18 protein-coding genes are annotated in these 26,684 nt (G+C 51.3%); 6 read left to right on the top strand and 12 right to left on the bottom strand.

From position 1 onward, the window contains the following. The first annotated feature begins 111 nt into the window (after positions 1-111). Complete coding sequence (locus DQG23_RS15190) at positions 112-1,299, top strand: MFS transporter (protein WP_113031714.1); 1,188 nt, start codon at positions 112-114, stop codon at positions 1,297-1,299. Positions 1,300-1,680: 381 nt separating this feature from the next. Here DQG23_RS15190 and DQG23_RS15185 read toward each other — a convergent pair whose 3' ends face one another. Both DQG23_RS15185 and DQG23_RS15180 read right to left on the bottom strand, forming a co-directional pair. Beyond that, positions 1,681-3,315: an S-layer homology domain-containing protein gene (locus DQG23_RS15185; RefSeq protein ID WP_113031713.1), complete on the bottom strand. Its 1,635-nt coding sequence runs from the start codon at positions 3,313-3,315 to the stop codon at positions 1,681-1,683. 277 nt (positions 3,316-3,592) lie between these two features. After that, complete coding sequence (locus DQG23_RS15180; RefSeq protein WP_158560531.1) at positions 3,593-6,634, bottom strand: glycosyl hydrolase; 3,042 nt, start codon at positions 6,632-6,634, stop codon at positions 3,593-3,595. A gap of 186 nt (positions 6,635-6,820) precedes the next feature. Here DQG23_RS15180 and DQG23_RS15175 point away from each other — a divergent pair, with 186 nt between their 5' ends. Beyond that, a complete protein-coding gene (locus tag DQG23_RS15175; RefSeq protein ID WP_158560530.1) occupies positions 6,821-7,678 on the top strand; it encodes an AraC family transcriptional regulator in 858 nt (285 codons plus the stop codon). On the opposite strand, the gene DQG23_RS15170 is transcribed toward DQG23_RS15175, so the two are convergent. The 4 genes from DQG23_RS15170 to DQG23_RS15155 form a co-directional block, all read right to left on the bottom strand. After that, positions 7,675-10,458, bottom strand: coding sequence for a carbohydrate binding domain-containing protein (locus tag DQG23_RS15170; protein ID WP_113031710.1), 2,784 nt, complete (start codon positions 10,456-10,458; stop codon positions 7,675-7,677). The genes DQG23_RS15175 and DQG23_RS15170 overlap by 4 nt on opposite strands. A 185-nt stretch (positions 10,459-10,643) precedes the next feature. Then, a complete protein-coding gene (locus DQG23_RS15165) occupies positions 10,644-15,290 on the bottom strand; it encodes a DUF4838 domain-containing protein (protein ID WP_158560528.1) in 4,647 nt (1,548 codons plus the stop codon). 378 nt (positions 15,291-15,668) lie between these two features. Then, positions 15,669-16,688 carry a Gfo/Idh/MocA family protein gene (locus DQG23_RS15160; protein ID WP_113031708.1) on the bottom strand — a complete coding sequence of 340 codons (1,020 nt, stop codon included), beginning with the start codon at positions 16,686-16,688 and terminating at the stop codon, positions 15,669-15,671. A 39-nt stretch (positions 16,689-16,727) separates the two neighbouring features. Next, positions 16,728-17,501 (bottom strand): sugar phosphate isomerase/epimerase family protein, encoded by a 774-nt coding sequence (locus DQG23_RS15155; protein ID WP_113031707.1) that lies wholly within the window; start codon positions 17,499-17,501, stop codon positions 16,728-16,730. A 134-nt stretch (positions 17,502-17,635) separates the two neighbouring features. Between DQG23_RS15155 and DQG23_RS15150 the strand changes: the two genes are divergently transcribed. Further along, a complete protein-coding gene (locus tag DQG23_RS15150; RefSeq protein ID WP_113031706.1) occupies positions 17,636-18,445 on the top strand; it encodes an AraC family transcriptional regulator in 810 nt (269 codons plus the stop codon). Between the two features lie 242 nt (positions 18,446-18,687). After that, complete coding sequence (locus tag DQG23_RS15145) at positions 18,688-19,044, top strand: ribonuclease M5 (protein WP_113031705.1); 357 nt, start codon at positions 18,688-18,690, stop codon at positions 19,042-19,044. A gap of 44 nt (positions 19,045-19,088) precedes the next feature. Here DQG23_RS15145 and DQG23_RS15140 read toward each other — a convergent pair whose 3' ends face one another. Beyond that, the gene (locus DQG23_RS15140; protein ID WP_113031704.1) at positions 19,089-19,790 is read right to left on the bottom strand and encodes a CPBP family intramembrane glutamic endopeptidase; all 702 of its coding nucleotides are present in this window, start codon (positions 19,788-19,790) and stop codon (positions 19,089-19,091) included. Positions 19,791-20,072: 282 nt separating this feature from the next. Here DQG23_RS15140 and DQG23_RS15135 point away from each other — a divergent pair, with 282 nt between their 5' ends. After that, positions 20,073-20,810: a spermidine synthase gene (locus tag DQG23_RS15135; protein WP_113031703.1), complete on the top strand. Its 738-nt coding sequence runs from the start codon at positions 20,073-20,075 to the stop codon at positions 20,808-20,810. Between the two features lie 44 nt (positions 20,811-20,854). Here the strand turns inward: DQG23_RS15135 and DQG23_RS15130 are convergent, their stop codons facing one another. The 3 genes from DQG23_RS15130 to cyoE all read right to left on the bottom strand — a co-directional run bounded on the left by DQG23_RS15130 (position 20,855) and on the right by cyoE (position 23,479). Next, complete coding sequence (locus DQG23_RS15130) at positions 20,855-21,778, bottom strand: AEC family transporter (protein ID WP_113031702.1); 924 nt, start codon at positions 21,776-21,778, stop codon at positions 20,855-20,857. A 30-nt stretch (positions 21,779-21,808) separates the two neighbouring features. Next, positions 21,809-22,429, bottom strand: a complete 621-nt coding sequence (locus DQG23_RS15125) for an SCO family protein (RefSeq protein WP_113031701.1) — start codon at positions 22,427-22,429, stop codon at positions 21,809-21,811. Positions 22,430-22,537: 108 nt separating this feature from the next. Continuing rightward, positions 22,538-23,479 (bottom strand): heme o synthase, encoded by a 942-nt coding sequence (gene cyoE / locus DQG23_RS15120; RefSeq protein ID WP_113031700.1) that lies wholly within the window; start codon positions 23,477-23,479, stop codon positions 22,538-22,540. A 395-nt stretch (positions 23,480-23,874) separates the two neighbouring features. On the opposite strand from cyoE, the gene gerQ reads away from it, so the two are divergent. Further along, positions 23,875-24,381 carry a spore coat protein GerQ gene (gerQ, locus tag DQG23_RS15115; RefSeq protein WP_238177897.1) on the top strand — a complete coding sequence of 169 codons (507 nt, stop codon included), beginning with the start codon at positions 23,875-23,877 and terminating at the stop codon, positions 24,379-24,381. 170 nt (positions 24,382-24,551) lie between these two features. On the opposite strand, the gene DQG23_RS15110 is transcribed toward gerQ, so the two are convergent. Further along, a complete protein-coding gene (locus DQG23_RS15110) occupies positions 24,552-24,947 on the bottom strand; it encodes a helix-turn-helix domain-containing protein (protein WP_146762313.1) in 396 nt (131 codons plus the stop codon). Positions 24,948-25,645: 698 nt separating this feature from the next. Then, positions 25,646-26,248, bottom strand: a complete 603-nt coding sequence (locus DQG23_RS15105) for a GTP pyrophosphokinase (protein ID WP_113031912.1) — start codon at positions 26,246-26,248, stop codon at positions 25,646-25,648. Positions 26,249-26,684: the final 436 nt, after the last annotated feature.

Raw genomic sequence — 26,684 nt, 5'->3', positions numbered from 1 at the left:
CCGCTAAAATAATAACCGTACTACAAGCCTGACAAGCTGCGTACAAGTAAGAGAAGCAGGGTCTCGGGCTCGGCTGTCCCGAATCGCCCAATACTAGCGGGTGGTGGCAAAATGAAAACGGCAGTATGGCTTTATTTATTCATGTTTGTCGCGTTTTTCGATCTGCATGCGCAATATCCAATGCTGTCTCCGTTCGCTTTGTCGATCGGCGCGGCGCCTTCGTTCATCGGACTGATCATGGGCGTTTATTCGCTCACCCATCTGCCCGGCAATCTGCTTGCAGGCGTCGGGGTCGACCGTTACGGCAGCAAATATTTCATCGTCGGAAGCTTGCTTACCGCGGGTATCGTTCTCGTCCTGCAATCGCAGGTTACCGACCCATGGCAGCTGCTGTGGGTTCGCTCGATCAGCGGCTTCGTGCTCGCCTTTTTGTCGCCCGCATGTTTGGCCATGCTGGCGAAGATCGCCAAGAACCATGTCCAGCAGGGCAAGCTGATGGCCGGCAACGGGTTCGTACATACGCTCGCTTCCGTCGGATCGCCAGCAGCCGGCGCTTTTCTGGTGGCGAAGCTCGGCTTCACGACTTCCTTCCTCGTTCTCGGCTGGGGATTGATCGCTACCGGCATTCTCGCCATATTCGGCGTCCGCGAAACGAAAGAAATGCGGCGTATGCATATCCCTCAAGCTAACGACGCCCATGGGCACGGCGCTTCGCTTTCCATTAAAGGAACCGCACAGACGGAACCGGCAAAAGACGGTAAAATTCCGTGGCTGTTTTTCGGCATACCGCTTGCTTTGTCCTGTTCGCAGGGCATTCTTTTCTTCGAGCTTCCGCTCATGAAAGCCGCCATGGATTCGATCGTCACGTCCGGCCTGCTTTTCTCCATGGTCAGTCTGGGGGCGCTTGCGACGCTCAGCCTGCTTTTTCTGAACCGCATCGCGCCGCTGCCCCGGGTCGTTGCCGGCAGCTTGTCGCTTGCGCTCGTTTTTTTCGGGATGGCCGTCGATTGGCCGTTTCCGCTTGTCGTTTCGCTGTTTATGATCGGCATGGCCAAAGGCGTCATCTACCCGGCAATCGCGACGCTGCTCGCCGGCCATACCTCGCGCACCCGTTACGGACGCGTTTTCTCGCTGCTATCGATCTCCTATTCGATCGGCGCGTTCTTCGGACCGACCGTTGCCGGACAACTTCGCGACGCATGGTCGCCGTATTTTATCGCATTCGTCGTACTGATGCTTGGATTGTCGCTGCTTCCGCTCGACCGGTTTCGGATACTCGGCTCGCCGACCGCCAACTGACGGCTCCGTTCGGGTGACAAACTGCGGATACGCCGAAAGTTCGATGACAACAGGAGCGAAACCCGTTCACCATTGTCCGCACACGCCCTAGTAGGTTGACCACATCAAATTCAGGATACAGACGCAACTGCTGTTTAACTGTGAGCTATTTACGAAAAGCCGCGAAGCTAACCTTAGATCAAACGCGGTCAAAACTACTAGGCTTGCCGGGGACTCTCACTTACTCTGCGTCATCGCCTTGCCCTCCCCGGCAGTGTATGCGGCTTCGGCCATCGCGCATTCCGGACACCGTTTCCGCATGCGGCCGACCGAGCTCCGTCATGCAGCGAAGCTCCGCACAATGGAGAGCTTCGCGGAATGCTGATAGTTGCCCGGAAGGCGTTACCGCTTCGCTTTCTCCTTCGCGAACAGCGCCCAGTCCTCCGCCGTAAAATTGCCCATATGCCAGAGGGCCACTCCTTTTAATCCATAGAACCGCGCCAATTCTAGCTTTGCTTCAATGCTTTTCGTATTCTCATACCACAGCTCGTTGCTGCCGCTATCCGTTGTGTAAGTCGCATGATGCACGAAAAACGGAAGCTGGAATTGCTGCAGGACGCCGTCCATCTTCAGCCTGTTCTCGACTAGCTCGGTGGAAGGCGAAGCCTTCTTGACCTTGCCCTGCGCATCCGTGATCCACTGATTCGCCTGCTTCGAAATGCCAAGCAGCAGCTTCTCCTTAGGTATGCTCCGCAGCGCCTCGTCCAGGCTCTCCCTTACCAGAGGCAGCGGCGCCGAAGGAAGGCCTGTTTCCGCATGCGTGAAGTCATATGCCATCAGCACCGCTTCATCCGCCAGTGCGCCGATCGCCTGCAAATCATATCCCTTGTAATAAAAAATCGGCGGGATTGCAACCGAAAGCGGCTTGCCTCCGATCGCCCCTTTGACACTGCGCAGGAAGGCGGTATACGGCTCTTTATCCGTTTCCGAAAGCAGCCCTTCGAAATCGATGCTCACGCCGCTCATCGGCAGTATCGCAAGCTGCGCCTTCAACGACTCCAAGAAAGACTTTTGCGCGCCGGCATCCTGTAAAAATCGGCTGAGCTTGCCCTCCGCGTTATCGCTGAATACCATCAGCTTGCCCTTCAGGCCGTTCTGGTTCGCCGAATCGGCGACGATACCCCAGTCCTCCGGCAGCTTGTATGTGCCTGCGCCCATTTCGAGCTTGGCGCTGCCTGCGCCCATATAATCGAGACTCGACCATCCGTATGTAATGCCGGACAAGTTTTTCATCTGATCGATATTGCGGTAAGAACTTATGGCGTAGAAGCCGCTAATCTCGAGAACGTTGCTCTCGACCTTCTCCCCGATCGTCCTGCGGATGATCGCCGCCGCCTCCTTGCGGCTTAACGCCGCTTCGGGATGAAGCATATTCCGGTCGTCGCCGTTCATGATTCCGCGGTATGACGCGTAATAGGCATATGGACGATATTCGGGATCGAGCTTCTCGGCATCCAGAAAACCGCGCGCAGCCTCCACAACCTTCCATTTGCTTTCCAGCCAAACGCTGCGCTCCTGCTCGTCTACCGAGTCCAGCAAATAGCGTCCTATCAGCACAGCCACTTCCGCCCGCTTGATTTTCTCCTCCGGCAAGAAGCTGCCGCCGTTCAGCAGAAAAGAAATATATCCTTTAGCCGCCGCATCCCGGATTACCGGATACGACCAGCGGTCTTCCTTCACATCGGCAAAAGCGGCCCCGCCGGCTAACGCACCTGCGCCTGTCTGTCCGGGGAGCGATGTCATGAGCATTTTGACGAACTGCTCGCGGGTAACGGAATCGTCGGGGCGAAAGGAACCGTCCTCATAACCGGATAAAATATCGTACGCCGTCAGCATATATACGTCCTCCTCGGACCAATCGCCCGCCGTTACGTCGCGAAACGGCTTTAGCTGCGATTCGTACGCTTGAGCGCCGGAGGCCGCCGCCATCAACAGAACGGCGCTCAGCGCCAACGTTCGTTTCCAAGTCTTTTTCATGGATGTCTCTCTCCTTCTCCGAATCTATCAATCTATCAATATACGAAATGAGAGATTCGAAGTCAAATCGAAACGAGCAAGATAGACGCCTGCCGGCTTCTTTTCAGACGAACGCTTTTACCGGGACATGAAACAATCAGCGGAGGATATACGCGAGGTTTGACAGCCGATGTGTGACCAAGCACCGAGCACCGAGCACCGAACGCCGGGAGTCGCGCTCGGTTCGGAAAAGTCTGCCATTTGCAAAAAACGGCACCCTCGCGGATGCCATAATAATTTAATATAAAAATCTCGACAATGAGATTTTGCCGCGGAGACCCGCTCGTTTTCTGCCGCCTTCAAAGAAGGCAATCGGGCTGTTGGCCACCTCGAATGCGATCCGGTTACTACCGCTTTTCAAGCTGTTCGTCACATTCCAAGCAAACGGCTCGCACAATCGCGTACCCTGCTCCACTCCATTAATAAACAGCCGCGCCACATCGTTCACTTCCGCCGCTTGAAGCCATATGGAGCCGTTTCCGTCTGCCGCCCTCAACCACTCCTCCTGAAGCGTTACGTCTTTGATGTATGTCATCGTGCCTGCATAATGCGGAAATCCGAGATCGTCCCAGCTGTCAAGCTCGGATATCCTTCCTGTCCGCTGCCCATAAGCGAGCTGTCCGGGAGGAAAGCCGGCATAAGGAAACGTTACTTCAAACTCGCCATACAACCGGAACGGCTCCTTTAGCCGGCCGCCGCTCGAAAAGCGAACCTCGACGATGTTCGTTTGCCTGCCGATTCCTTTGTGCAAAAACGGCGTAATATCCATCTCAAAATTGTTAACGTCGTATCGCCGTACCTTTCGAGCCGGTTGAACAGGCTTTCCGTTGACTACGATTCGGCAGTCCCCTTCCCAGGCAGACAGCTCATAAACCAAATGCGTCGGTCCCGGGGTGCCGCGGGAATAAAACCTGCAGTAGCCGTAGCCCTCCTTTTCAAAGACAGGACCGGGATTTTCAATCATATTCACAGCCGGAGCCGCCGTTATTCCCTCTTCTTCCTGCGGAACCGTTTCCCGGAAGTGCCAATGAGAAAGAATCAGCACATTGTCCGCTTCCGGCTTCAGCTGCCAATCGCGCGTTAAATCGATCGTCGAATCGAGCTCGTCAGGCACTGAATGAAGAGCAGTACCGAGCGGATTTGAACCAACCGAACTCCAGTGCCCGGCAGCGACGAGCAGCTCCAATCGATCCGGATGCACATCGACGAGTATCGAGCCGTTTGGCGGCAGCTTACATGTAAGCACAACATCGGCTGTACCGCATTCATCGCAGGACGGATGCTTCAGTTGCGTCCACTGTGTTTCGTCCAGCGCATTCGTAACCATCATTCGCCGGGTAGAGCCTACTGCACGCGCATGCACATACACCTTTGCCGGTTCCATAAGCGCAGTTCCATCAGGCAGACAGCTCCACAATGTAATGTCTCTGGCAAGCGCTTTATGTAATTCAGCGGCAACTTGCCCGGCAGGTACGACTTTTGACCAAAACACGTCATGACAATCTGCCAAACGCATAGCTTCGTTAAACCTGCTCTCGCCTTCCGACGCGACGATCGTCGGCTGCTCTCCCACGCGCCAAACGGCAATGCCTTGACGAGTCAAAGCTGCGCAAAAACGGGCGGCCCCGCTTTCCATAACGTCGCAATACGGCAGCAGAAGCACATCGTAGTTGTTGCTTACTCCTTGCAGCCTGCCATCCTTTACGCTCATCTCCAGCAGCGTCTGTTCATCAACAAGATCGAAATCCCACTGATTGCTGAGCAGTTCGTGCAGCAAAGCGCCTAGCTTGCGGCGTTGCTCGTCAGCTTCGTCGAAACGGTCGGGAACAAGCGCGCTGAACGCAGCTTGCGGATAATAAACGAGCAGCCGGCAGCGGGGCTCTCCTTCCTTCAACAAAGCGGACATGCGCAATATATAATCTGAGAACTCTCCGAAGTAAGGCCAATGACTGGACTGATAAAAATAGGACGGCGGCGCTTCCTTTTTACGAAGACCGTCGATAGAGTAAAATTGTCCGTGAACGACCACTTCCGTCACGCCCAAAACGAACAGCCAATCCGCCATTTTGATCATCGATTTAAAATCGGTTTCCCAGCCATTCGCGCCAAAAGCTTCAACAAGCGACTCGCGTTTCCCCGTATGACGTGCCGCTGAGCTGGCCATCTTCGGCCCCAGATGCAGAAGCGGATATTCCGCGCTGCCGATTTGTCCCGCGATAAGATCCGTCCCCGGAAGATGGAAGCCCTTCAACAAAGAAAGCAGATGAGGCGTCCATTTCGTCTGACCGACAGGGTCTTCCTCAGGGCTAATATGGCCGGTCATAACAAGACGATTCGCCTCGCACCACTTGACGACCGGTTCGATAAACGACGACTTCAGGAGCTTGCTTAGCGCAAGCCTATAATCATAGCGGACTTGTGCCGTACCATCGTCGATCGTGAGAAAGAGATCAGGAAGCCTTTCCTCAAGCTCATACCCGAACTTCCCATGAAAATACGGGCTCAGAACGGGCGACCATGCCACATCGTGAATAACTTTAAATTCATCCGTAAATATCCCCGGGATAACTCCCCCGAATAAATGCTTGTAACGCTTCGCATATTTTTCATGGGTAAGCGCTATGAAATGGCGAGTCGCATCCGGATTCATCAAATCCGTATACGCCCCCCAGCAGCCTGCCGTCATCTCCCGTTCGACAAAAGCGCATACCGTCCAATCCCCTTCTGGAAGCTCGCAATCAACGCGATAGTGAGGGCGTATCGTACCCGAGCGCCAATGCGGATTGCCCGAATCCTCATACGGCGGATAGTAAATGCCATGATGCACGATGCCCGGCGTCCATTCGCTGCGCATCAGGCCGGTATGTTCGGTCAAATCGAGCCATTCCCTGCTTAGTCCGTTACGCGTATGGCGGATGGCCACCGTCTTCAAGAACCGTCCCGGGGCGAAATCGAGCTTCACTCTTCCGCCCTGGACTTCAAACCGTTCCATCGTCAAATATCGCGCTTTAAACTCCGGCTTGTCGAAGAAAACCTGTCCGCCGGCCGCACCGCTCGGAAACGGCTCCTCGTCGTAAAGCCACGCTTGCAGGCCGATCCGTCCGCAATGCTCCAAAATAACGCTAACTTTCGCAAACCATAATTCAGTAGCATACGGCACATTGAGCCCATCCCGCGGATGAATGAAAATACCCGTGAACCGCTTAGCTTTCATTTCGTCAAGCTGCCATCGCAGCTCGTCGTCTTCAAGATCATGATTCAAAAACCAAAAGGACAGCATGTTTTCTCCCCATTTTCCATATGTAATTTTCCGAGAAAATTGTAATTTGGCATTGCAGCAAGAGCATAGACAGCACGGCCATCTTCCCTTACAGTAAAACCATGCACGTTCGGAGGGCGGGCTTTGTTGTTGGAAATCATAAAGTCTTCTTTTTGTCCCAAAACAACTTACATGAAGAGGTGCAGAATGAATCCACGTGTGTATTTCAACAATACGGATATTTATTTCGATTCCGAAGTCGACATTTATGTGAACCGATTTCATGAAAACTTCGATTCGTTTATGCACACGCACGACTTCCTGGAAATCAACTATATTGCCGAAGGATCGGGTTTTCATTACATCAATGAGGAAGTGCTGCCCGTCGTCAGCGGAGATATATTTATTATTCCGGTAGGAACGGCCCATGTGTATCGTCCGGCATCGACTCATAGCAGCTCATCGCTTATCGTATACAATTGCGTCTTTCCCGCCGATCAATTGTTGACCTGGTGTCAAGCGATTCCTCACCCGTTTGACGGGAATCGTATGTTTGCTCAATCCGCTCAAGATTATTACCGCTATCATGACAGCCAGCACGAAGCAAAAACGGTTTTTGAACAGCTGCATAAAGAATTCCTTCAGCATCGGCTAGGGTACAGAACGCTGCTGATCATGCGGGTAATCGAACTGCTCATCCTCCTGTACCGCTTCGAGAATGACTCTTATGCGCAAGAGCTGCCTCCTGCCGCCCATCGCTTGGATGCCGTCTTTACTTACGTTAAAAAAAATTATCACCTGCCCTTAACGCTGGAACAAATGGCCGCCATGGTCTATTTGAGTCCCAGTCATTTTCATCGATTATTCAAAAAAACGACAAGCCAAACGTTCATCGAATATGTCCAAAATTTGCGCATGGAGGAAAGCTGCAAGCTGCTGCGGACTACTGCCTTAACCATCCAGGACATTGCCAGCAACGTCGGTTACAGCGATATGCAGTTTTTTCTCCGTTTATTTAAAAAAAAGATGGGGGTTACCCCCCGCCAATACCGCAATAAACGTTAATCCAGCTTATAAATATGAACCATATAAGGCGAGAACGTATCGCTGAAAGTACTGCCGCTTATGGCCTTGGCTCTATTTTCATAAACAATGTCGGCAGAAGCCTTGTTCATCAAGCCAACACCTGAAAATGCCGCCGTAACCTCTTTATTGGTTTTATTAACGGCGAATAAATAATCCATGCCGTTATAACTGCGCAATTTGAGATCGATATCCGCAGAGGAAGCGGTAATCGTCTGCGTTACGTTCGCCGCGCCGATCACATCCTTCAGCAGTTCCAATTCCTGATTTAGAACTTTGTACATTGCCCATAGCTGCGGACTATCCGCCGGCATATTCCACAAATATCCGCCAAGCCCATCCACATCTACATAGGAGTAGTAAGCTGTTGATTTCGCCCCGTGATTGATAGCGAGATAAGTCATCGCACGAGTCTCTTCCGGCAAAGGCTCTCTTGACCATAACGCATACCTTCCGAAGGATTGTATAGTCATAGCGACCGGTTTTCCAACTGCGGCGGCAGTATCCGTTCTATTTATTAAGTAAGTACCCAGGTCAAAATAAGGAACCGGGTATGGATCGGTATTTATCATATCCGTCGCCCCGTTATAGGTCCCGTTCGCGATCGAATTCTTATAAGTTAGAACGAATGTTACAGGATGATTGGTATCCAAGCTTTTAACCAAATTATAAGCCGCTTGCATATTTGCCGGAGCAACGCCATTTCCATCCGGTTCATCGTTTAATACCCAATAATGCAATGCGGGATGATTTTTAACGGCATTCACCGTATTCTCGATATAAGTTAGATCAACGCTTGAAGTATCAAGGAACAGGGCCGCCGATGCCTTCAGACCTGCTGCATGAGCCATATCGAGAACCTGAGTCATCGTGTAGCCGTCTCTTTCCGCAGCCAGTACGGTGTTGAACCCTCTGTCCTTTACAATTGCAAAATGCGTGGGGCCTACGTTATAGAGATTCCGGGTTAGAAACGAGTTTCCGTTGAGAAGCTCGGCCTTATTGGAGCTGAATGTCACGCTTGATGTGTTTGGCAGTACCGAATACGTGTAGGGATCTACCTTTTGTAATTCCTGAATGACAGTAACGATTGTCGATCCATCTATCTTCCTGATCAAATGAGCCTTATAAATCGAATACCCGAGCGGATGGCCGGACAGTGCGAACGAATCCGTAAAGCTTGCGGATAGCGAGGTATACTCCTTTGAAAAAACCGGAACCGTTCCCCCAAAATCAAACCGTTCGATTTTTACTTTGTATTCCGATAAACTGCCTTTAGCCAACGTGATGCCGAAATTGGCGTTTACCGTCGTTTCATTGCTCCATTTATGCTTCTCCGTCAATGTAAAGCTAAAAGGATCCGGCTCCTTCGATAAAACCGTATTATCTATCCACACGGATCCGGCAGCATCTTGACTCAGCAAAAAATAGGCTTGAACATACTCCGTGCCGGCAGGAGCAAAAAATACTTCCTCATTCATCTTCCAACTGCTTGACAGAGCCGCATCGTACCAGGCAAAGGATATGGACGTCGTTCCATCCGCTTGGATGTATCTTAATCCCATTTTTAATCCGCCTGCAGTAAGCGCACTTTTTATCACCGCTTGAAGTTTAATGCTGTCTCCTTCTTTGGCGGAGATTAGATTCGAATCCGCTGCAACATTCCAGGGCTGTGCGCTATTCCCTACTAATTTGAAAGATCTAGCCCCATCGTAAGAGGTTGTCGTATCGATCACGCCCTCCAATGAGCTCCAGCCATCGTAGTTGTTCTCAAATCCGGAATTAAGAAGTAAATTTTGAGACTGCCAGACAATATCGTCTATCCATACGCTTCCGACCGCATCTTGACTGAGCCAAAAATAGATCTGAACGGACCTGGTCCCGGCAGGCGTTTTCGCTTTTAGAACGGTTTGATGCCAGCTGCTTGAATTTGCAGCCGTAACCCAATCGTAGGAAATGGACGTTCCGGCAGCATTGATGTAACGCAAGCCGATTTGAAACGTGCCCGACGTAATCGTATCTTTACTGAATGCCTTCAAGGTAAACTCCTGATTTTCGTTACTAGGCAGAGCTGTTGTCGTACTTATGGCATTAAAGGCATGCGAGGAACCGGTCATTTTAGCTGACTTGGAGCCCGTTCTGGCGGTGGAGGCGTCATATACGATGGCAGGCCCGGACCAGCTTCCATTGTTTAACTCAAAGCCGGAATCGGATGCCAAATTATCCGAGCTTAGCTGCAAATCATCTAACCATGCCGTTCCCGCTGCCTCCGTAGGCATCCATATGTAGATCTGAACGTTTGTGGAACGCTTGGGAGCTATAAACGTATCTCCCTGCCTGGTCCAATTACTTGAGTGAGAAGCGGGATACCACAAATATTGAACAGTCTCATCGCTTGCATTAGAGAAGCGTAACCCTATCATCAAAGAAGAAGTCGTTATCGTATCCTTGATATAGGCATCCAGACGAAAGCTTTGACCTTCAATAGCGTTCATTCGGGTACCTGAGGCTATTACATTCCATTCGTTTTGCGAGTCGGCAACGATTTTGGCGCTTTTGGAACCGCTGTGTGCCGCCGTATCCAGAGCAGCTGTCCCGTTTGCAGCCCACCCGGTCCAATTGGCTTCGAATCCGGGATTTGTTTGCATATTCTCATAAGATTGAGCCATAACAGACCGCTGCATGATAGGCAGCAGACTTAATAAGCCTAGAACCAAGAAAGCCGGCAACCATATTGCTATTCCTCTTCTCCATCCTTTTGACATATTCGCAGCCTCCCTAAGCGTCGCTAACCGCAATTGAACATGTTATGCATTCCTCACTCTCCCGGTCCTTATCCGACCTTTATCTATGCAAAAAGGAGGCGGCTTCCCCCACTATTCGCTTGAGTATGCCGCCCGCCCTTGCTTATTTGTTTCTCCGGACTAGTCGGAGAATGTGTAAACCGTCATCAATCCAGCTTTTTGGTATATCGCAGCTCTGTGAATTGGACGGTGTCCTGATTGGCGCTTCCGTTAATCGGACCATTAAAATTATCGGTAATCTTGATCTTGAAGTACCGTTTCGTGCTTGGCGTTATTTGGATAGAACGCACCTCGTTTGCGTTAATCGTTCCGGGAATTCCGCCATTAAATATTTCCTGATCGAAGTGCTCTCCGTCATCCTCCGATCCTACCCAAACGCTCACCGCCGCTACCGAGAGCAAAGTTGCGAGGGGCCTATTTTTGATTTGCAGCTCCGCCACCTTCTCCACTTGTCCCAAGTCAACCGCAAGCTCGATTGAGCCTGACGAGCTCGCATCCGGATTGGTATACATGACGAATCCGTCATGCACGCTTTTGATTGCAGGCTGAATTGGAGATACCGGAGAGGTTCTGACGAAACGGAAAGCCCCCGTGTGAATGCGATCCCGATCGACAATCCCCGTCGTAATAGGGCCAAGGAAATTGGACGTTACGATTATTTTAAAGTACCGCTTCTTCACCTTGTCTACGATTGCTTGCCGCACTTCTCCCGCATTGTTGCCGCCTGGTACGGTTCCGTTAAATATTTCTTGATCGAACTGGACCCCGTCGTCTGAAGAACCCACCATAATTTTCAACCCTTCGATATTCAAATTCGTGGCCGTATCTCCACGGTTTTCCAATTGCAGAGCTTGAACCTCGAAGGAAGACCCTTGATCCAATATCAGTTCAATTCCCGACTCCTCCGAATCGTGAAGAATGTAGGCGTCGAAACCGTCATACATGTTTTTTTCAACCGAAGACGGATACGTAACCTGTGCCGCTCCGGGGGTCATCACCCCATCCGCCAACGAGATCGGAGCGGATGTTTTTTTCCGAACGAACCATACCGGCTTGTAAATTCCTCCTACGCCGAATCTGCTCTCCACTTTTACGACAACCGTATTCGTCCCAGGTCTGATATAATCGGCAAGATCAATCTGGAACGGATCCTCCCAAGCATTCGGGTTCGTCACCGGATCGTAGATGTTCTCTCCCGCAGCCTGCCCATTGATCCAAACCTTGCTCGATTTATCGACGGCACCGAACAAAAGCGCCAAATTATCCGGCGTCTCCGCTCCCGACTCGAAGGTCGTCTTATACCAAGCCACACCCGTGTAATCCGTGCCGTGGTCGATCTTCCACTGCAAACCGATCGACTGCTTCTGCCACACGTTGTCAATGGCGATCGAATCCCACGCCGTATTGGACGATTCGGAATACCATTGTTCGGCATCCCCGACCTCGAGAGGATCCCACTTAAAGCTCCATGTTGCCGGGAGCGTACTAATATGCTCGTAATCATCCAGCTGCTGGTAGAGCTTCCGGTTAATCGTCCGATTTTCGGCCCAATTCGAATACCAGATATTAGACGCCCCCGAGGAAGCAATACTTTTTCTGTAACTGTCCACAGCCTGCAGGGCATGGAGCATCTCCGATTCTTTGCTTGGATCGAGCTTGAATGCCTTATATTTTGTAACCATCTCCCATGTCAGCTTGGCATCCGTCAATCCTTTCTCCAAAAATTCGATTCTTTGCAAATAATCCGAGTCGCTTCCCGAAACCAAATGTTTCGCATCGTCTAACATGCTCTGAGCCTCAATGAAATCGTTGCCTGTAAATAACGAATCAATAATTTGATTGAAATCGGCATAAATGCTATCGACATGCTCTTTTGAAAGATCAAGCGTTTGGAATGCAGCTTCTGCCCGTAACGTTACTTCATTCCACTTGCTGAAGTACTCTTCAATTTTGGCTTTAGCCGGTCCGAAAGCATCGTAATATTCATTTAAAATGGCGTCTACGTCTTTCCCAGGCTCTTCGTTTAATCGGGCGATCATATACAAAGTCGGCCCTTGCGTACCATACATGCCGGTAAGAGAGTCAAAATCGGTTGCCATCATGCCTCTTTCATATGCATAGTTGAAATCTTCCCCGAACGCTTGTGCATATTGAATCGGCATGTTATGACCGGACAACGTATAATTGGGTCTTAAAAAGAGCGACGCCCCCTTGTTAAACCAGCCATCCCATTGCTCCCTGAATTTTTGCCTGTTCTGTTCGGACCACGGAAAGATGTACTCCGGCACAATCGCGATCACAATATCCTCGTTAAGCTGGGTATCGACCGGAGGTGCACTGTAGTTTTCATAGGCATAGCCGATTACTTTGACGTCGGAATTGTAAACTCTCGCTTTCTCCAGAAGAGACAGCCAAAATTTGGCATACCTGTCGGATACGTAGTAAGGCAGATAAACATCTTCCTTGCCGGCCGGAATCGGATACGGATTCGTGGTGTTGTCCAGCGCCAGCGATTCCGGAGAACGGTCCAATCCGGGCGTATCGTTCTCGGCACCGTTCACGAACGGTCTTTTCGCCGTACGATTGACCAGCCATTCCTGAATGACCCGATTTTGGAACCCTTCATTTCCGACATTCATCGATATCAAGCTTCCTGCACCCGGATAAAAAGGATGACCCGGACGACGAGTTCCGTCTTCCAATAAATTAAAATATTCGGGATTCGAATCTTTAAATCGATCCCAATAATTCTCGAATGCATGGCCATACTCCAGGCTGATCCCTTGAGTAAAACCGTGCCGGCGAAGCCAAGTAAGCTGGTCTTCTACGAATTTCGCCTTTACCGCTGAGGAAACGCCGCTCACATCCCCCATGGCAAAAGGAGCGTCTCTCCATCGTACATGTTTTAGCTGCGCTTCATTCTTGACATCATACTGTCCGAGGGAAAATGAAGCGGTATGCGGTATGACCTCTCCTAATTTGCCGGGCCAAAGCCACTTCACCTTCAGATCGTTGCGAAGAATTTCATATACGCCTAGCAGCGTTCCGGCTCCTTGAGGCTCCTCCTCATAGGCGAACGATCCGCTTTCGTCGCGGCCGGAAATGTATACGCCCTGCGGTGTAGTGCGAATGGCGTAAGACCTCGGCTCAAAGGAGCTTGCATCAATTCCGGCCGCCAATGCCGAATCGGTTCTCCCTAGATAAATCGGCATAATCCCTTCCGGCAATGCCTCCGATTCTTTGCTTATCTGCAGCGTTACGTTCGTAGCTTCTTTGATATGATATTGCAGCTCGCCGGCGGCATAATTCTCAACTGTATTCGGTGTATTCGGAATGACAATTACAGCTTTGGCCATACCGTCTTTTACGATTTCATACTGAATTTGCGGCGTCTGCGTCGGCTCAGGCGTCTGCGTTGGCTCCGGCGACTGGGTCGGCTCTGGTGACTGTGTCGACACCGGCGTCTGCGTCGGCAATGGCGACTGGGTCGGCTCCGGTGTCCGCGTCGGCAATGGCGACTGTGTCGGCTCCGGTGTTTGACTCGGCGCCGGCGACTGCGTCGGCTTCGATATCGAGCCAGGTCCTTCTTTACGTTCCGGCTGTCTCTCAAAAATGGTTTCCCGCGCTTGTTCGCTTATAACAGCAAGCTTGATTGTTCCGTTCCCTACGATCTTGGCCAAAGCATCCAGATTCAGTACGGCTACGACTGCTCCCGTACCGATGTCCAGGCTTACGTCGGATGCCTGCTTGGAAATCGTCAACTTCTCTACATTTCCCTGCTGCAATTCCACTGCTGCTGCGGACAGGATGTTCAACATGGCAAGCGTTGACTCCCCTTTGACAACAATGTGAACGCTTCCATCTTTTCCTTCGATGATGACGTTCGCCAATGTGGAGCTATTGAAATTTACAAACCCGCTCTTTAGCGTAGTTACCCCTTCGACCGTAACGTTGTCAAGAAATACATCGCCCTCTCCGATGCCTTCTGCGAATATCAAATTTCCTTTAATCCTCATATTCCGAAGCGTAACGCCGGCTACGTTCACAACGACGTCTTTACTGACGATTTCATTGTTTGCCGAAGGCCCGTATGTACCTGCCTGATGGTAGGTGAACGTATATCTTACGGCGATCGCGCGATCCAGCGTCACCACAACCTCGGCTCTTGTAATAAAGCTATTCGGCTTGAAGCTCTGATCCCCGTAGCCCGCCATCAGACCCTTCTCGGCTGCGGCACCTACCGCCCCCTGACTCCACTCGGCAATTTGTGCGGCATCGTTGAAACCGTCGGCAGCTTGGCGGTCAGCCTTCTCATCCAGCTTCAGAAGCCTGCCCACGATTACAGCCGCTTCCTGACGGCTAATCGGAAGATCCGCCCTGACCGTTCCGTCCTCATAACCCGTAATATATCCGGCTTGAACCGCTTTGGCCACCTCATCGCTCACCCAATCGGAAGCGGTTACATCCGAGAACGGAATCGATGCCAGCTCATGAAAGCCGAATGATCGATTGATAAATGCCATAAATTCTCCGCGACTTACGACGGCATCCGGCTCAAAGTTCCCGTCCCCATAACCTTGAACCCAGTTTTTGGCCGCCCATTCAGAGATTTGCTTCTCCGCCCAGTGCCCATTCGTGTCTGAGAACGAAGGTGCTTCGGTATCGTTTGATGCCGTTGCACCATTGCCGTGCGCGATATTTCCTATCTGCGTCCCCATTCCAAAATTCGAGATCAGCATGCTCATGATCAGGAATGACACGACACACTTAACGAAAAATCGAGTTATTTTCATATCACTGCTCCCTCTAAATAATTTCATGTCAAACCGCTGTCTTTTGCAGTTGTACTTCATAGCGGTTACAGCTTTGCACAGCTGATGTGCTTTGAGTTCGCCTCCTTTTTCCTTGAATAATTCATTCCTTTGGATCAAAATACTTTCTGACATTCCGTATCTTAGCAAAAATAAGAAGTGAAAATTCATGCCTAAATGATCATTAATTCAGGGTGATCCTATCATCGTAGTTGCATCGTATTTCGCTTGAATCGTGAAACTTTATCTTTTGGGGACAAAAAAAGAACCCCGCTTCGAGAGGAGATTCTACTAAGTAGAGCTGCTCTTGAACAGGGTTCTTTACGGTAATTGGCGGTATGTCCCGAGAAGCCGGTTGTATTAAAGCTTAACGATTTTCCCGGTCTCCTGCGATTCGAAAGCAGCCAAAATGACCTTCAGCGACTTGCTTCCTTCCTCGCCGGAAATGCTCGGAGGCGTTTGCGTGACAATGCTTGTGACGAACGCGTCGATGACGCCGCTGAACGTCTGCTTTTCGTTCGTGGCGATCGCGCCGACTTGATACGTATCGACGTTTCCGTTGCGCAGCTCGACAACGACTTTGTCCCCGCCCGTCTCGCCGATCCGCATGACGCCGTTCTCGCACCAAAGCACCGTGCTGTTGTCGCCGCCCTTATAATACGTCCAGCTCGCCACCAGTGAGCCGAAGGCGCCGCTCTTCATTCGGAGCAAGCAAACGGCGTTATCGTCCACGTCGGTTTCCGTCTTATGAAGCGTACCGATAAACGATGCCACCTCGGACACCTCGTCGTCCAGCAGCCAGCGGATCAGATCGGACTTATGGACGCCAAGATCGCCCATCGCGCCCATCGCCGCATCCGGCTTGCGGAAAAACCAGCTTTCCTTGCCGTCCACGCTCCAGCCCTCCGGTCCCGGATGGCCGAACGAGGTGCGGAACGTGATCACTTTGCCGAGCACGCCCGATTTCAGAACTTCCTTCGCCTTGACGTGAGGAGGCATGAACCGCTGATTATGGCCGACCATCAAATAAACCCCGTTGCTCCTAGCCGCGTCAATCATCGCTTGCGCTTCCGTTTCGGAAACGGCCATTGGTTTCTCGACCAGCACATGAGCGCCCGCGTTGGCTGCAGCGATCGATACCGGCGCATGCAGAGCATTCGGCGTACAAACGCTTACCGCATCCGGCTTCACTTCGGAAAGCATGGCTTCGTAATCGGCGAAAGCTTTCGCTCCGTATTGCTCGGCGTATGCCTCCGCGCGCTCTATGACGGGATCGACGAACGCCGCAAGCTCCACGTTCTGGTTTGCCGCATACTCGGGAATATGTCTATGTTTGGCGATCGAGCCGCAGCCGATAACAGCCACTCTAATTTTACTCATATCCTGCACCTCTCAATATCAATGATAATCGACAACTTGCTAAAAACGGGACAAATAGTTCTCTTTCAGCCAATTAATGCTTGTTTCCACGCTTTCGAGCGGCGGATTCGCGCAGTTATCCTGCTCGACGATCAGCCATTCGGTTCCGGCCTCGGAAGCTGCGGCGATGACGTCAGTCAGCTTGATCACGCCTCGTCCAAGCTCGACGGTGTCGATTTTGCCATCCGCGCCGATACGGAAATCCTTCAAGTGGACAAGCGGCAGTCTGCCGGAATACTTGCGGATGTAGTCGATCGGCTCTAGACCGGCGAACTGCACCCAGCCGATATCCATCTCCACCTTCACATGCTCGGGAGCCGTAGCGGAAAAAAGCGCGTCGAACGCATACGCTCCGTCGATCTGCGTTTTGAATTCGAAATCATGGTTATGGTAGCCGAATGCGAGCCCCTGCTTCGCCGTTTCTTCCCCAGCCTGTCCGCAAAGCGCGAAGATACGCTTCCAGGACTCTTCGTCGGATCTGTCTTCGCCGGGGATACCCGGCAGTACGAGATTTCGGGCGCCGATCGTTTGGAGATAAGCGATTTCCTGATCCAGGTTCGTACGAATGCTATTCAAGCCTACATGACCGGCGATCGCCTTCAAGCCAAGCGACTGCAGCAGCTCCGCAAGCTCCTCTGCAGGGAGGCCGCCGTAACCGGCAAACTCGACGCCTTCGTATCCGAGCTCCGCCACCTTGCGCAGCGTTCCTTTGAAATCCTTCGCCATTTCTTCGCGCAGCGTATACAGCTGCAGGCCGATGCCCATTCTATTCAAGGTTTATCGCTCCTTCTTCATTCTGGCTATCTGGTATTGGAATATCTAGTTCCGATTATAGAAATAACGCTTTATAATAGGAATGAAGAATGTGATTGTCGCATCAACTATCTGGCTAAAATGGAGCGCTGCCCATGTACACTCCCGATGTCAACGTTCTGATTTGCAGCTATTCGTATCATTCCCAGCGGCTCAAACAGGAGAAGGAAGCCTTGAAGCATTATCTTTTCCGGCTCCAAACGGAAGGCAATGCAAAAGCGCTGGTAGACGGGGTCATGACGCCGGTGCAAGCCGGAGACCTGCTGCTGTACGCCCCGGGCATGTCCTACGGTCTATTGATCGACGAATTCGAGAACGGACGGCTGGGTCCCGCCGTAGCGAGCGGCGACTATTATTTGTACTGCAATGGTCCGTGGGTTGACGAATGGTGGAACCGGGCGCCGAAGCCGGTCAAGTCGCGGATCGACCTCGACGACAAGCTGTTATCGCTTTGGCGGATGATCCTGACCGAGAAGCTTAAGTTCGAGGAAAGCAACGAGGAGCTGGTCGGCTACTTATTTCGTTCCTTATGCCTGACGCTGGATAAGGCGATCGTTCCTGCGCCTGCCGTTAAAGGCAAGCTTTTTACCGCTGCGCGAATGAAGAGTTATATCGAGGAACACGCGGTCACGCCGCTCAAAATCGAGGATGTCGCCCGTCATGTCAATTTAAGCGTCTCGCGGGCCGTCCATTTGTTCAAGGAATGCTACGGCAAATCGATGATCCAGTACACACTTGAGGTCCGTCTCTCGATTGCCGAGGAAAGAATGGCCTACAGCATGATGACGCTCGAGCAAATCGCGGAGTCATGCGGCTTCGGCAGCTACTCGTACTTCCACCGCATCTTCCGCGAAAGACACGGCAAGACGCCGACCGAATACCGCATATCGCTGCGCGGCAGCTGAGCGTACCGGCGGTTTAAGCATCGAAATCCTCCGATTCCTAATGCAGCGATAAGCGCGTCTGGAACATCGGGTAACAGCACGGCGCGGACTCTCTTTGTTCATACGCCTGCAACCGCGTATTCCATTCCTCGCAGAAGGAAATCTCGATACGGGTATGATAAGCTAAGAGCAGAATAGGTTGCCGAATCCAATGACATCGCCGCCGTCTTTCCCATGATTGCCGGCAGGCAGCAGGAGGTACTATGACCTACGCCATTATCGTGGAGGGTAAAAACGACCGCAGCCGCTTGCGGCGTGTGCTGGCCGAAGAAGCGCTGATCTTGTGCACATACGGAACCCCGGGAACCGAGCGGATCGAGGAGCTGAAGAAAGAAGTCGGCGACAAGGACGTGTTCCTTTTCACGGATAACGACGCGTCCGGCAAAAAAATACGTGCGGCTTTGCGCGAAGCCTTCCCCGACGCCGAGCACATTTATACGCGCAGAGGTTATGCCGGCGTTGAAGGAACGCCCGAGGAATATTTGATCCAGCAGCTCGAAAAGGCCGGGCTCGAGGAATGGATCGTGTATCCTTCTCCATCGCCCGAGCCGGGTGCGTAATGATGGCTTTGGAGCCCGATCCGTATAAGCCTATGCCGGCTTTCTTACTCCCGTACGGAAGAAGATGCGGAATAACGCTTTGCGATCAGGTAGACAGCTGCCGGCAGCACCGCGTTCGACGCGATAAAAAACAAAAGCGACGGAATGCCGGTGAGCGGCGTATAGCCGGCGCCTTCGGTTGTCGTCATCAGCTGCTTGCCCAAAGGTCCTTCCGAAAATAAAACGGCATTCGCCGCGTTCCAGCCCAAATGGCTCCCGATCGCAAGCGCTATCGATCCCGTTCTCGCATAAGCGTAGGCCCAGGCGGCTCCTGCGGCGAACGTCGTCAGAAATACGAAAGCCATAACCGGCAGATTACCGAATACGCCGTACGAGAACCAATGATAGATGCCGAAAGCGGCCGCAGACAGCAGGACGCCTTTGCGCATACCGTACAGCCGGATCGCAACCGCCAGCAGCGCCCCTCGGAAAATTAGCTCCTCGAACAGTACGGACTTCGTATTCCACCACAAAACGCTGCCGAATTGCGCAATCGAATAAGCGGCGTTCACCTCCCAGTCCTTTTGCGTAAGGGCAATCTCGGACCACTGAACGGCGGTGCAAAGAACGGCTGCAAGCGCGAATCCGGCTGCGAGCTGTACCAATCGCCTTCCCGGAGGGCTGAAACCAAGAACGCAAATCGGTTGTTTAACCGTGTAACGAAGCACCAGCCATGACAATACGAGTAAAATAATGATTCCGAGCATACCTACACTCCTTCAAGATCGTTTGAACGCAGAACGAAACATCCCGTTCCGTATTACTGTATTACTTAATTAATACACTGATACGAAGCGAGTGTCAATAACTTAAAGCTGCCGCCGCACATGAATAAACGTTCATGGCCTCTCGGCCTCAGACTATGATGAGAATATGACTCTTCCTCTCGCATTTTCGTAAAAAACGGCTGTGTCCGCTTTTTACATTGACTATCGATTGCAGCGGGATGTTAAAATAGCTTAACCTAGCCAAATTAAGGAGGCTTCCGCTTGCATTTCCTGTTCAAACAATATGTCCGAAATCACGAGATTACGGTATACGATACAAATGAGTTATATGGCGAGAAAGGGAATTTTCGCGTTTTGCAATTTTCGGACGCTGCCGTACAAGGGGCGATGGATTTGCATAATCCGGGGCGCGTTATGTTTGAATATCCGAGGGCGATCATTCATTTGATGGAGTTCAACAATCCCGATTTCGAAGACGCGTTTCTTATCGGACACGGAATCGGGACGATCGCCGGGCATTTTGCGAAGAAGCGGTTTAAGGTGGCGGAGCTTAACGAAACAGTTGTGGAGCTGAGCAGAGCGTTTTTCGGGTATGACGCGGAAAATGTGGTTATAGGCGATGGGCGCCTAATTCTCGAGGGGGAACGGGAACAAGCTTACGACTATATTATTTTGGACGCATTCACGGATAAAGGAACGCCGCGGCATTTGACATCCAAATCTTTTTTCGGCATGGTCAGGCAAAAGCTCGAATCCGGGGGAGCCTTCATCATGAACCTGATGGGAAGAGGCGATAACGACAGCCTGATCAACGCCATACATACGACGCTCAGCGAGGAGTTTGCCTACATCAAAACGTTCCTTTTGCCGTCGGGAGAAACGGGCGACATGAAAAATATGATCATGATCGGCAGAAGCAAGCCAATCGGCTTTCAAGCGCGCCAAATGGCCGGCTTCGTTGAATTCGCACCCCGTCCGGGACATATCATTACGGATTGAATAAGTTCCCGGCCGAGCCGGTTCATCCGCCCGCTCCCGGACGTCTATCCGACATACTGCAGCAAATAAATAACCGTCGTTACCGAAAAAATGCTTAGCACCGTCGAAGAAAATACCGCCTGCGAAGCGAACTCCGCCTCGCTGTCGAACTCGACGGCGAGCAGCACGCTGCTGAGCGAGGTCGGCACGGCGCAGGACAACACGAGCGCTTTGGCCATCATGCCTTCGATGCCGAGCAGCAAAACGACCGCAAATCCGAGCGCAGGTCCTACGAACAGCCGCAGCACGTTGGACAGCAAAACGTCGGACAGCTTGAGCGCCCACTTCATATTGCCCAATTGAACGCCCAGCGTAAGCAGCGCCGTCGCAACGAACGCGTTCGAGATCTGGTTGATTGGATCGTAGATCGGCTGAGGCACCGGAACGTCGAACCCACGCATCAGGAACGCGAGCGGTATGACATAGATGACCGGCATCGTCAGCATCGTGCGTACAGTCGCACGCATATCGCGTTTGTGCGCGTTCACGCTGTATACGCCGTATGTATTTGGCAGCAGGCTCTGCATCATCATGACGATAATTTGGATCGACAGCGTAAACGGATCGCCGACGAAGACAAGCTGGTTCAGCGGAATCGCATAGTTGGCGCTGTTGTAGAAAATTACGCTGTTGCGCATCGCGCTTCGCATGCCCGGTTCGTACCGGCGCACGCGGACGACAACCTCCATAAGCAGAAACAGCAGTCCGAAAAATATCGCAAAAAAGAGCAGAACCTGCATCATGATGCCGAACGAAAGATTGGATTCGTACAGCATTTTGAACATGACCGCAGGCGAAAACAAATAGAAATTTAATTTCGACAATGTCCGGATATCGAGCTTGAACAGCCGCTGCAGAAGGACGCCCACCGCAATCATGATCGACAGCGGGATGATATTATGAAGCAGGATATGCGTAAAATAAGCCATCTTATTCTCCGATTCCCGGCTGGCCGGTTTCTACTTCTCTTTACTCAGCGCGATTACATCGTTCGCGATCTGTTCTTTGGTCAGCTTCAAATCGCTCACATCGTAAAATTTGCGGATTTTCCCTTTCTTGTCGACAAGCGCGATGGAATTCGTATGCGCAAAATTGCCGTCTTTATCCTTCATGACGCCAACCATATATTTCTCCGCCAATTCGAACGTCGCTTTCTCTTCGCCGCGAACGAAAAACCAGTTTTTCGTATCCGCGCTGAATTGATCGGCGAACTTGGTGAGCCGTTCCGTCGTATCGCGGGTCGGGTCGAACGTAATCGAAATAAATTGCGCGTTTTTGCCGAATTCGCCCTTCTCCACAAGCACGTCGCGAACGGTCGATAGGAAAGCGGTCGTCGGCGTACACACATCGGGGCAGAACGAATAGTAGAAATATACGAGTCTTACTTTGCCGTTCGTGTTTTGAATGCCGATTTTTTGACCGTCGACGTTGTCCAGCGCAAAATCAGCCGCTTCTTTATTTACCGTAAACTTCACTTTCGGCTCTTTCGGAATTGCGTTATAGCCGATAGCCCCAATGATAACGAGCATGATGGCGACCGTTACGAATTTGAACCAGTGCTTGGCGAAAACTCCGTTCATTTTTCTTTTTCCTCCACATTTGTTAATGAAAACCTCATCTTCAAACAACCGGAAAACCCGTATACAAAAAACGAATCCCATGCCGTCAAGCATGGGATTTCCTTGCCGTTATTGACCGACCGTATCGATCACCATGATTAAGAATAAAAGCGTCAAATAGTTGATCGAGAACAAAAACACTTTCTTGGCCCACTGCTCGTCGTCCTTGGCACGGAAGCCTGCCATGCACATAACGACCCAGATCAATCCGAGCACCGCCGAGCTGATCAGATAGAAAACGCCGACATAGTCGTATAAGTACAGAAGCATCGAAACCGGTACGAGCGGAATGACGTAACGCATCATGCTGACCTTCGTTTGGTAGATGCCGCGTACGACCGGAAGCAGCGGATAACCTGCAGCCCGGTAATCCTCGACCCGGCGAATGCCGAGCGCCCAGAAATGAGGCGGCTGCCACAGGAACATGATCAGGAACAGAAGCAGCGCGCCCATATCGAGACGTTCCGTTACGGCCGCATAACCGATAACCGCCGGCATTGCGCCGGAAATCGCGCCGATCGTCGTGCTCCAGACGGAAGTTCTTTTGAGCCAAGCCGTATATACCCAAACGTAAACGAAGAAGCCCAAAAGCCCCAACAGCGCGGTGAGCATATTAGCCGTGGCCAGTATTGCCGTACCGACTACGCCGAGCGTAATCCCGTAAGCGAGCACGGTCTTCGGATGCACCTTGCCCGTAGGCAGCGCGCGTTTGCGGGTCCGTTCCATTTTGATATCCATGTCGCGGTCCAAATAATTGTTCAATACGCATCCCGCACCCATTACAAGGGCGGCGCCGACCATCGCAATCACGAGCGTCAACCAGTTGATATCCCACTTCGAAGCGATCCAGAAACCGCCGAACGTCGTAATCAGATTGGAAAAAATAATGCCCGGTTTAGCCAGGTTAACAAAATCTCTCCAGGTTGCCTTCCCGACGGATTGAGAGCCGGCGGCAGATTCCGTTACAGCCGCTTGCGCAACGTCCTGTTCCGCATCCCACGTCTTTTCCATCGTAATCCCCCTCTTCAAACGCCCCTAACGGAACGCATTGTCATGCATAAAAAAAATAAGCTCCAAACAACACTCTCATCATATCAACCTGCGAATGCTTTTACAACAATTCCGGCGCAAATTCAAAATATTGTCGAATGTCAAACGCCGGCCTTCCGGAACGAGCGCATTTAACGGGATATGTCGCAATCCGAGCAGGTTAACCTTCCGACATTTCAATATCCTATTATCATTTCCTTTTTATCTGTCACCAATCCGGGCGGTCCGCTATATGTTAGAGAAGAAGGCATTCGCCTATGCGCATCGGGACATGTCCGAACGTTTCGGAAACATAATGCCCCGTCGTACGCGCATATGGTAAGAACGAAGACCTTTCATAAGGAGGAGTTCACGAGATGAACAACAACAATCCGAGACCGCCCATGGGCATGGGCAGCCCATTCGGAATGGGAGGCTGGCAGCAGCCGATCGGCGGAGGTATGCCTGGAGCTATGATGCCCGGTCCGATGATGCCGGGTCAAATGATGCCTGGCCAAATGATGCCCGGCCAGATGATGCCGCAAGGACAAATGCCCGGCGGCGTCCCCATGGTCCCGGCCGGCTCGACGATTCCGGCTGGCCCGGGGCAGCTGCCGATGGAACAATCGTACATCGAGAACATTTTGCGTTTGAATCTCGGCAAGACTGCCACGATTTACGCTACTTACGAGAACAACTCGGAATGGAATGCCAAAATTTTCAAAGGTGTCCTCGAAGCGGCAGGCCGCGACCATATCATAATCAGCGATCCGAAAACCGGCATGCGTTACTTACTGCTCATGGTCAACGTAGATTACATCACGTTCGACGAGCCGTTGAACTATTACTATCCTCTTGCCGGCACGCCGCAGCAGCGGGAGTAGGCAAAGGCGCAAGGATAAACGCCTACCGGGGTCTTTGACGCTGGCGTTTACCGAGATTTAGAGCCACATCTAGATATACATTGCTGATAAATCAAAAAAGGGCGGCTCCGTTCAGAGGGCTGCCCTTTTTTGCTGTCTGTTTATGATGATGAATATTATATCTTAAAGTGCTAAATCGGGCCGTTTTTCGCCGCTTCCTTAAATTCTCCCGGCGTCATTCCCGCATGCTTTTTGAAAAACCTTCCGAAATAAGACATATCCTCATAAGCGTTGTCGTCGATCGACTTGCCTTCGTCGAATTTCATCGAGGAAGTATCTCTGCCGGTCGTCATCTTAACCGGAGGATCGAATTTGCCGAAATACAAATCCTTTCCGCTCGGCCCTTCCTGCTTAGCACCTTGTCCCTCCTGCTTGACGGTTTGTTCCTGCTCCTTGCCGGCGGATTCGTTTAGCTCTTGCTGCGGCTTCGCACCGCTGCATGCGCTCGTTACTGCGAGAACTGCTGCGACGATACTCGCGGCAGTTATTTTCGCCATGCCGCCCTTACGGGCAAAGCTTTCCATCAAATCCTATCGCCCCTTATCGACCGAAATATCGAGGTGCACGCTCTACTACAATTGTAGGAACAAAAGAGAATCCCAACAATCGGATTCTGTTGATACGGCTGGGACTTTGTTGTCCATTATAGCCGGGTGCAAAGCCATAATGAGGTTATTCACTCCTCCTTTGCCGACGAAGAGGGGTAACCTTTTGCAGGCAGCCAGCGCATTGACTGCGTATAATCTAAGGTTGCTGCACACATCATCACCTCGCGCGCCTCCCGGCGCGCGGTGCCATCGCAGCACGCGGTGCTCGGTCACACGTCAGCGGTCAAACCTCGTGCGGTCTTGAAAGAGCCCACTGTCAAACCGCGAGTTCGCTTGAGGAGATCGGCCAAGATGTCAGCATGGATCATTCCAAGCTTAATGGAAAAAGTACAGTTATTTTGCGGAAATTTTGTTGATTGATCGATTTTAATGGAAAACATACAGCTAATAGTAGCCAAACTACTCAAATATGCGAAAACACTCCTTATTACCTGCATGTTTTCCAGTTAAATATCTTTTTCTCGCCTTATAGCCAAAAATAGCTGTATGTTTTGTTTTCCAGTTAGCGCCACATACTGCCCGTTCTCAGACGAGCGAAGCCCGAAGTACGCAAAAAAAGAACCTTCGATCCGCGATAATGCGGCGAAAGGTTCATTTCATGCATAATAGCTGCAACCCTAAACCCGGCAGCTCTTGGCTTCCTCGTTCAGCTTCAGCATCCGCTCGTCGAGCGAAGCGATGATCGCCGCCGTTTCCTTCAGTTCACGGCCGATCGTTTCGGGGACGCTCGCGTTGAATTTGTAGTAAATTTTGTGCTCCAGGCTGGCCCAGAAATCCATAGCGCTTGTCCGGATTTGAATTTCAACCATCACACGCTCTACGCCGCTGGTCAGAAAAATCGGAATTTCAACGATCAGATGAAGACTTTGATACCCGTTCGGCTTCGGATTTTTGATATAATCCTTCACTTCAATGACCTTGACGTCGTCCTGTCTGCAAATCATCTCATGGATCCGGTAAATATCCGTCGAGAAAGAGCAGATGATACGTACGCCGGCAATATCGCGAATATGCAGACCGGCGCTTGCCATCGAGAGCTCCAAATTTTTGCGTTTCAGCTTGGCCGCTATGCTTTCGGGCGCTTTAATGCGCGTTTTGACATGCTCGATCGGGTTGTAGTCGTGGATAAACTGAAATTCCTCATTTAGGATATTCAGCTTCGTGTTTACTTCGTCCAGCGCGAATTTATATGTAAGCAAAAAACGTGCCCATTCTCGCATTTTCTCCTTGTCGATCAAGGCTTTCTCCTCCTCATGCCGCCTTATTTCACAGGCTGCTTGTCCATCCTATCCTCCATTATATGCTATTCCTTGGCAAACGCCCAATCGAAACGATAAGTAACCCGGTTCATTCCGGGTCTGCCCGTAAACTGCTAAAGCCCCCACACAGAATTATCGCTGAGCGATACGGGCGCTTCGGGTGGCTCGAAAAGATCATGGTAGGGTGTATAATATTGGAAATAGATAAAAAAACTGCTATCGCAAGTCTTGAAAACAAAAATAACCGCTTTCGAAATTTGGATCATACTTCCAATTTTTTCGTAAAAGCTGAGAACCGGAAATCCATTAAAAACAAAAAAAACAAAACCGTACCCGATAAAGGATACGGTTTTGTTTAGTATGCTTTACGTACAATTCAAGTCTTGTTCAGCAGCTA

This window comes from Paenibacillus contaminans (genome assembly GCF_003285015.1).
GTDB classification, from domain to species: domain Bacteria; phylum Bacillota; class Bacilli; order Paenibacillales; family NBRC-103111; genus Paenibacillus_V; species Paenibacillus_V contaminans.
This window is presented reverse-complemented; position numbering and strand designations above follow the sequence as displayed.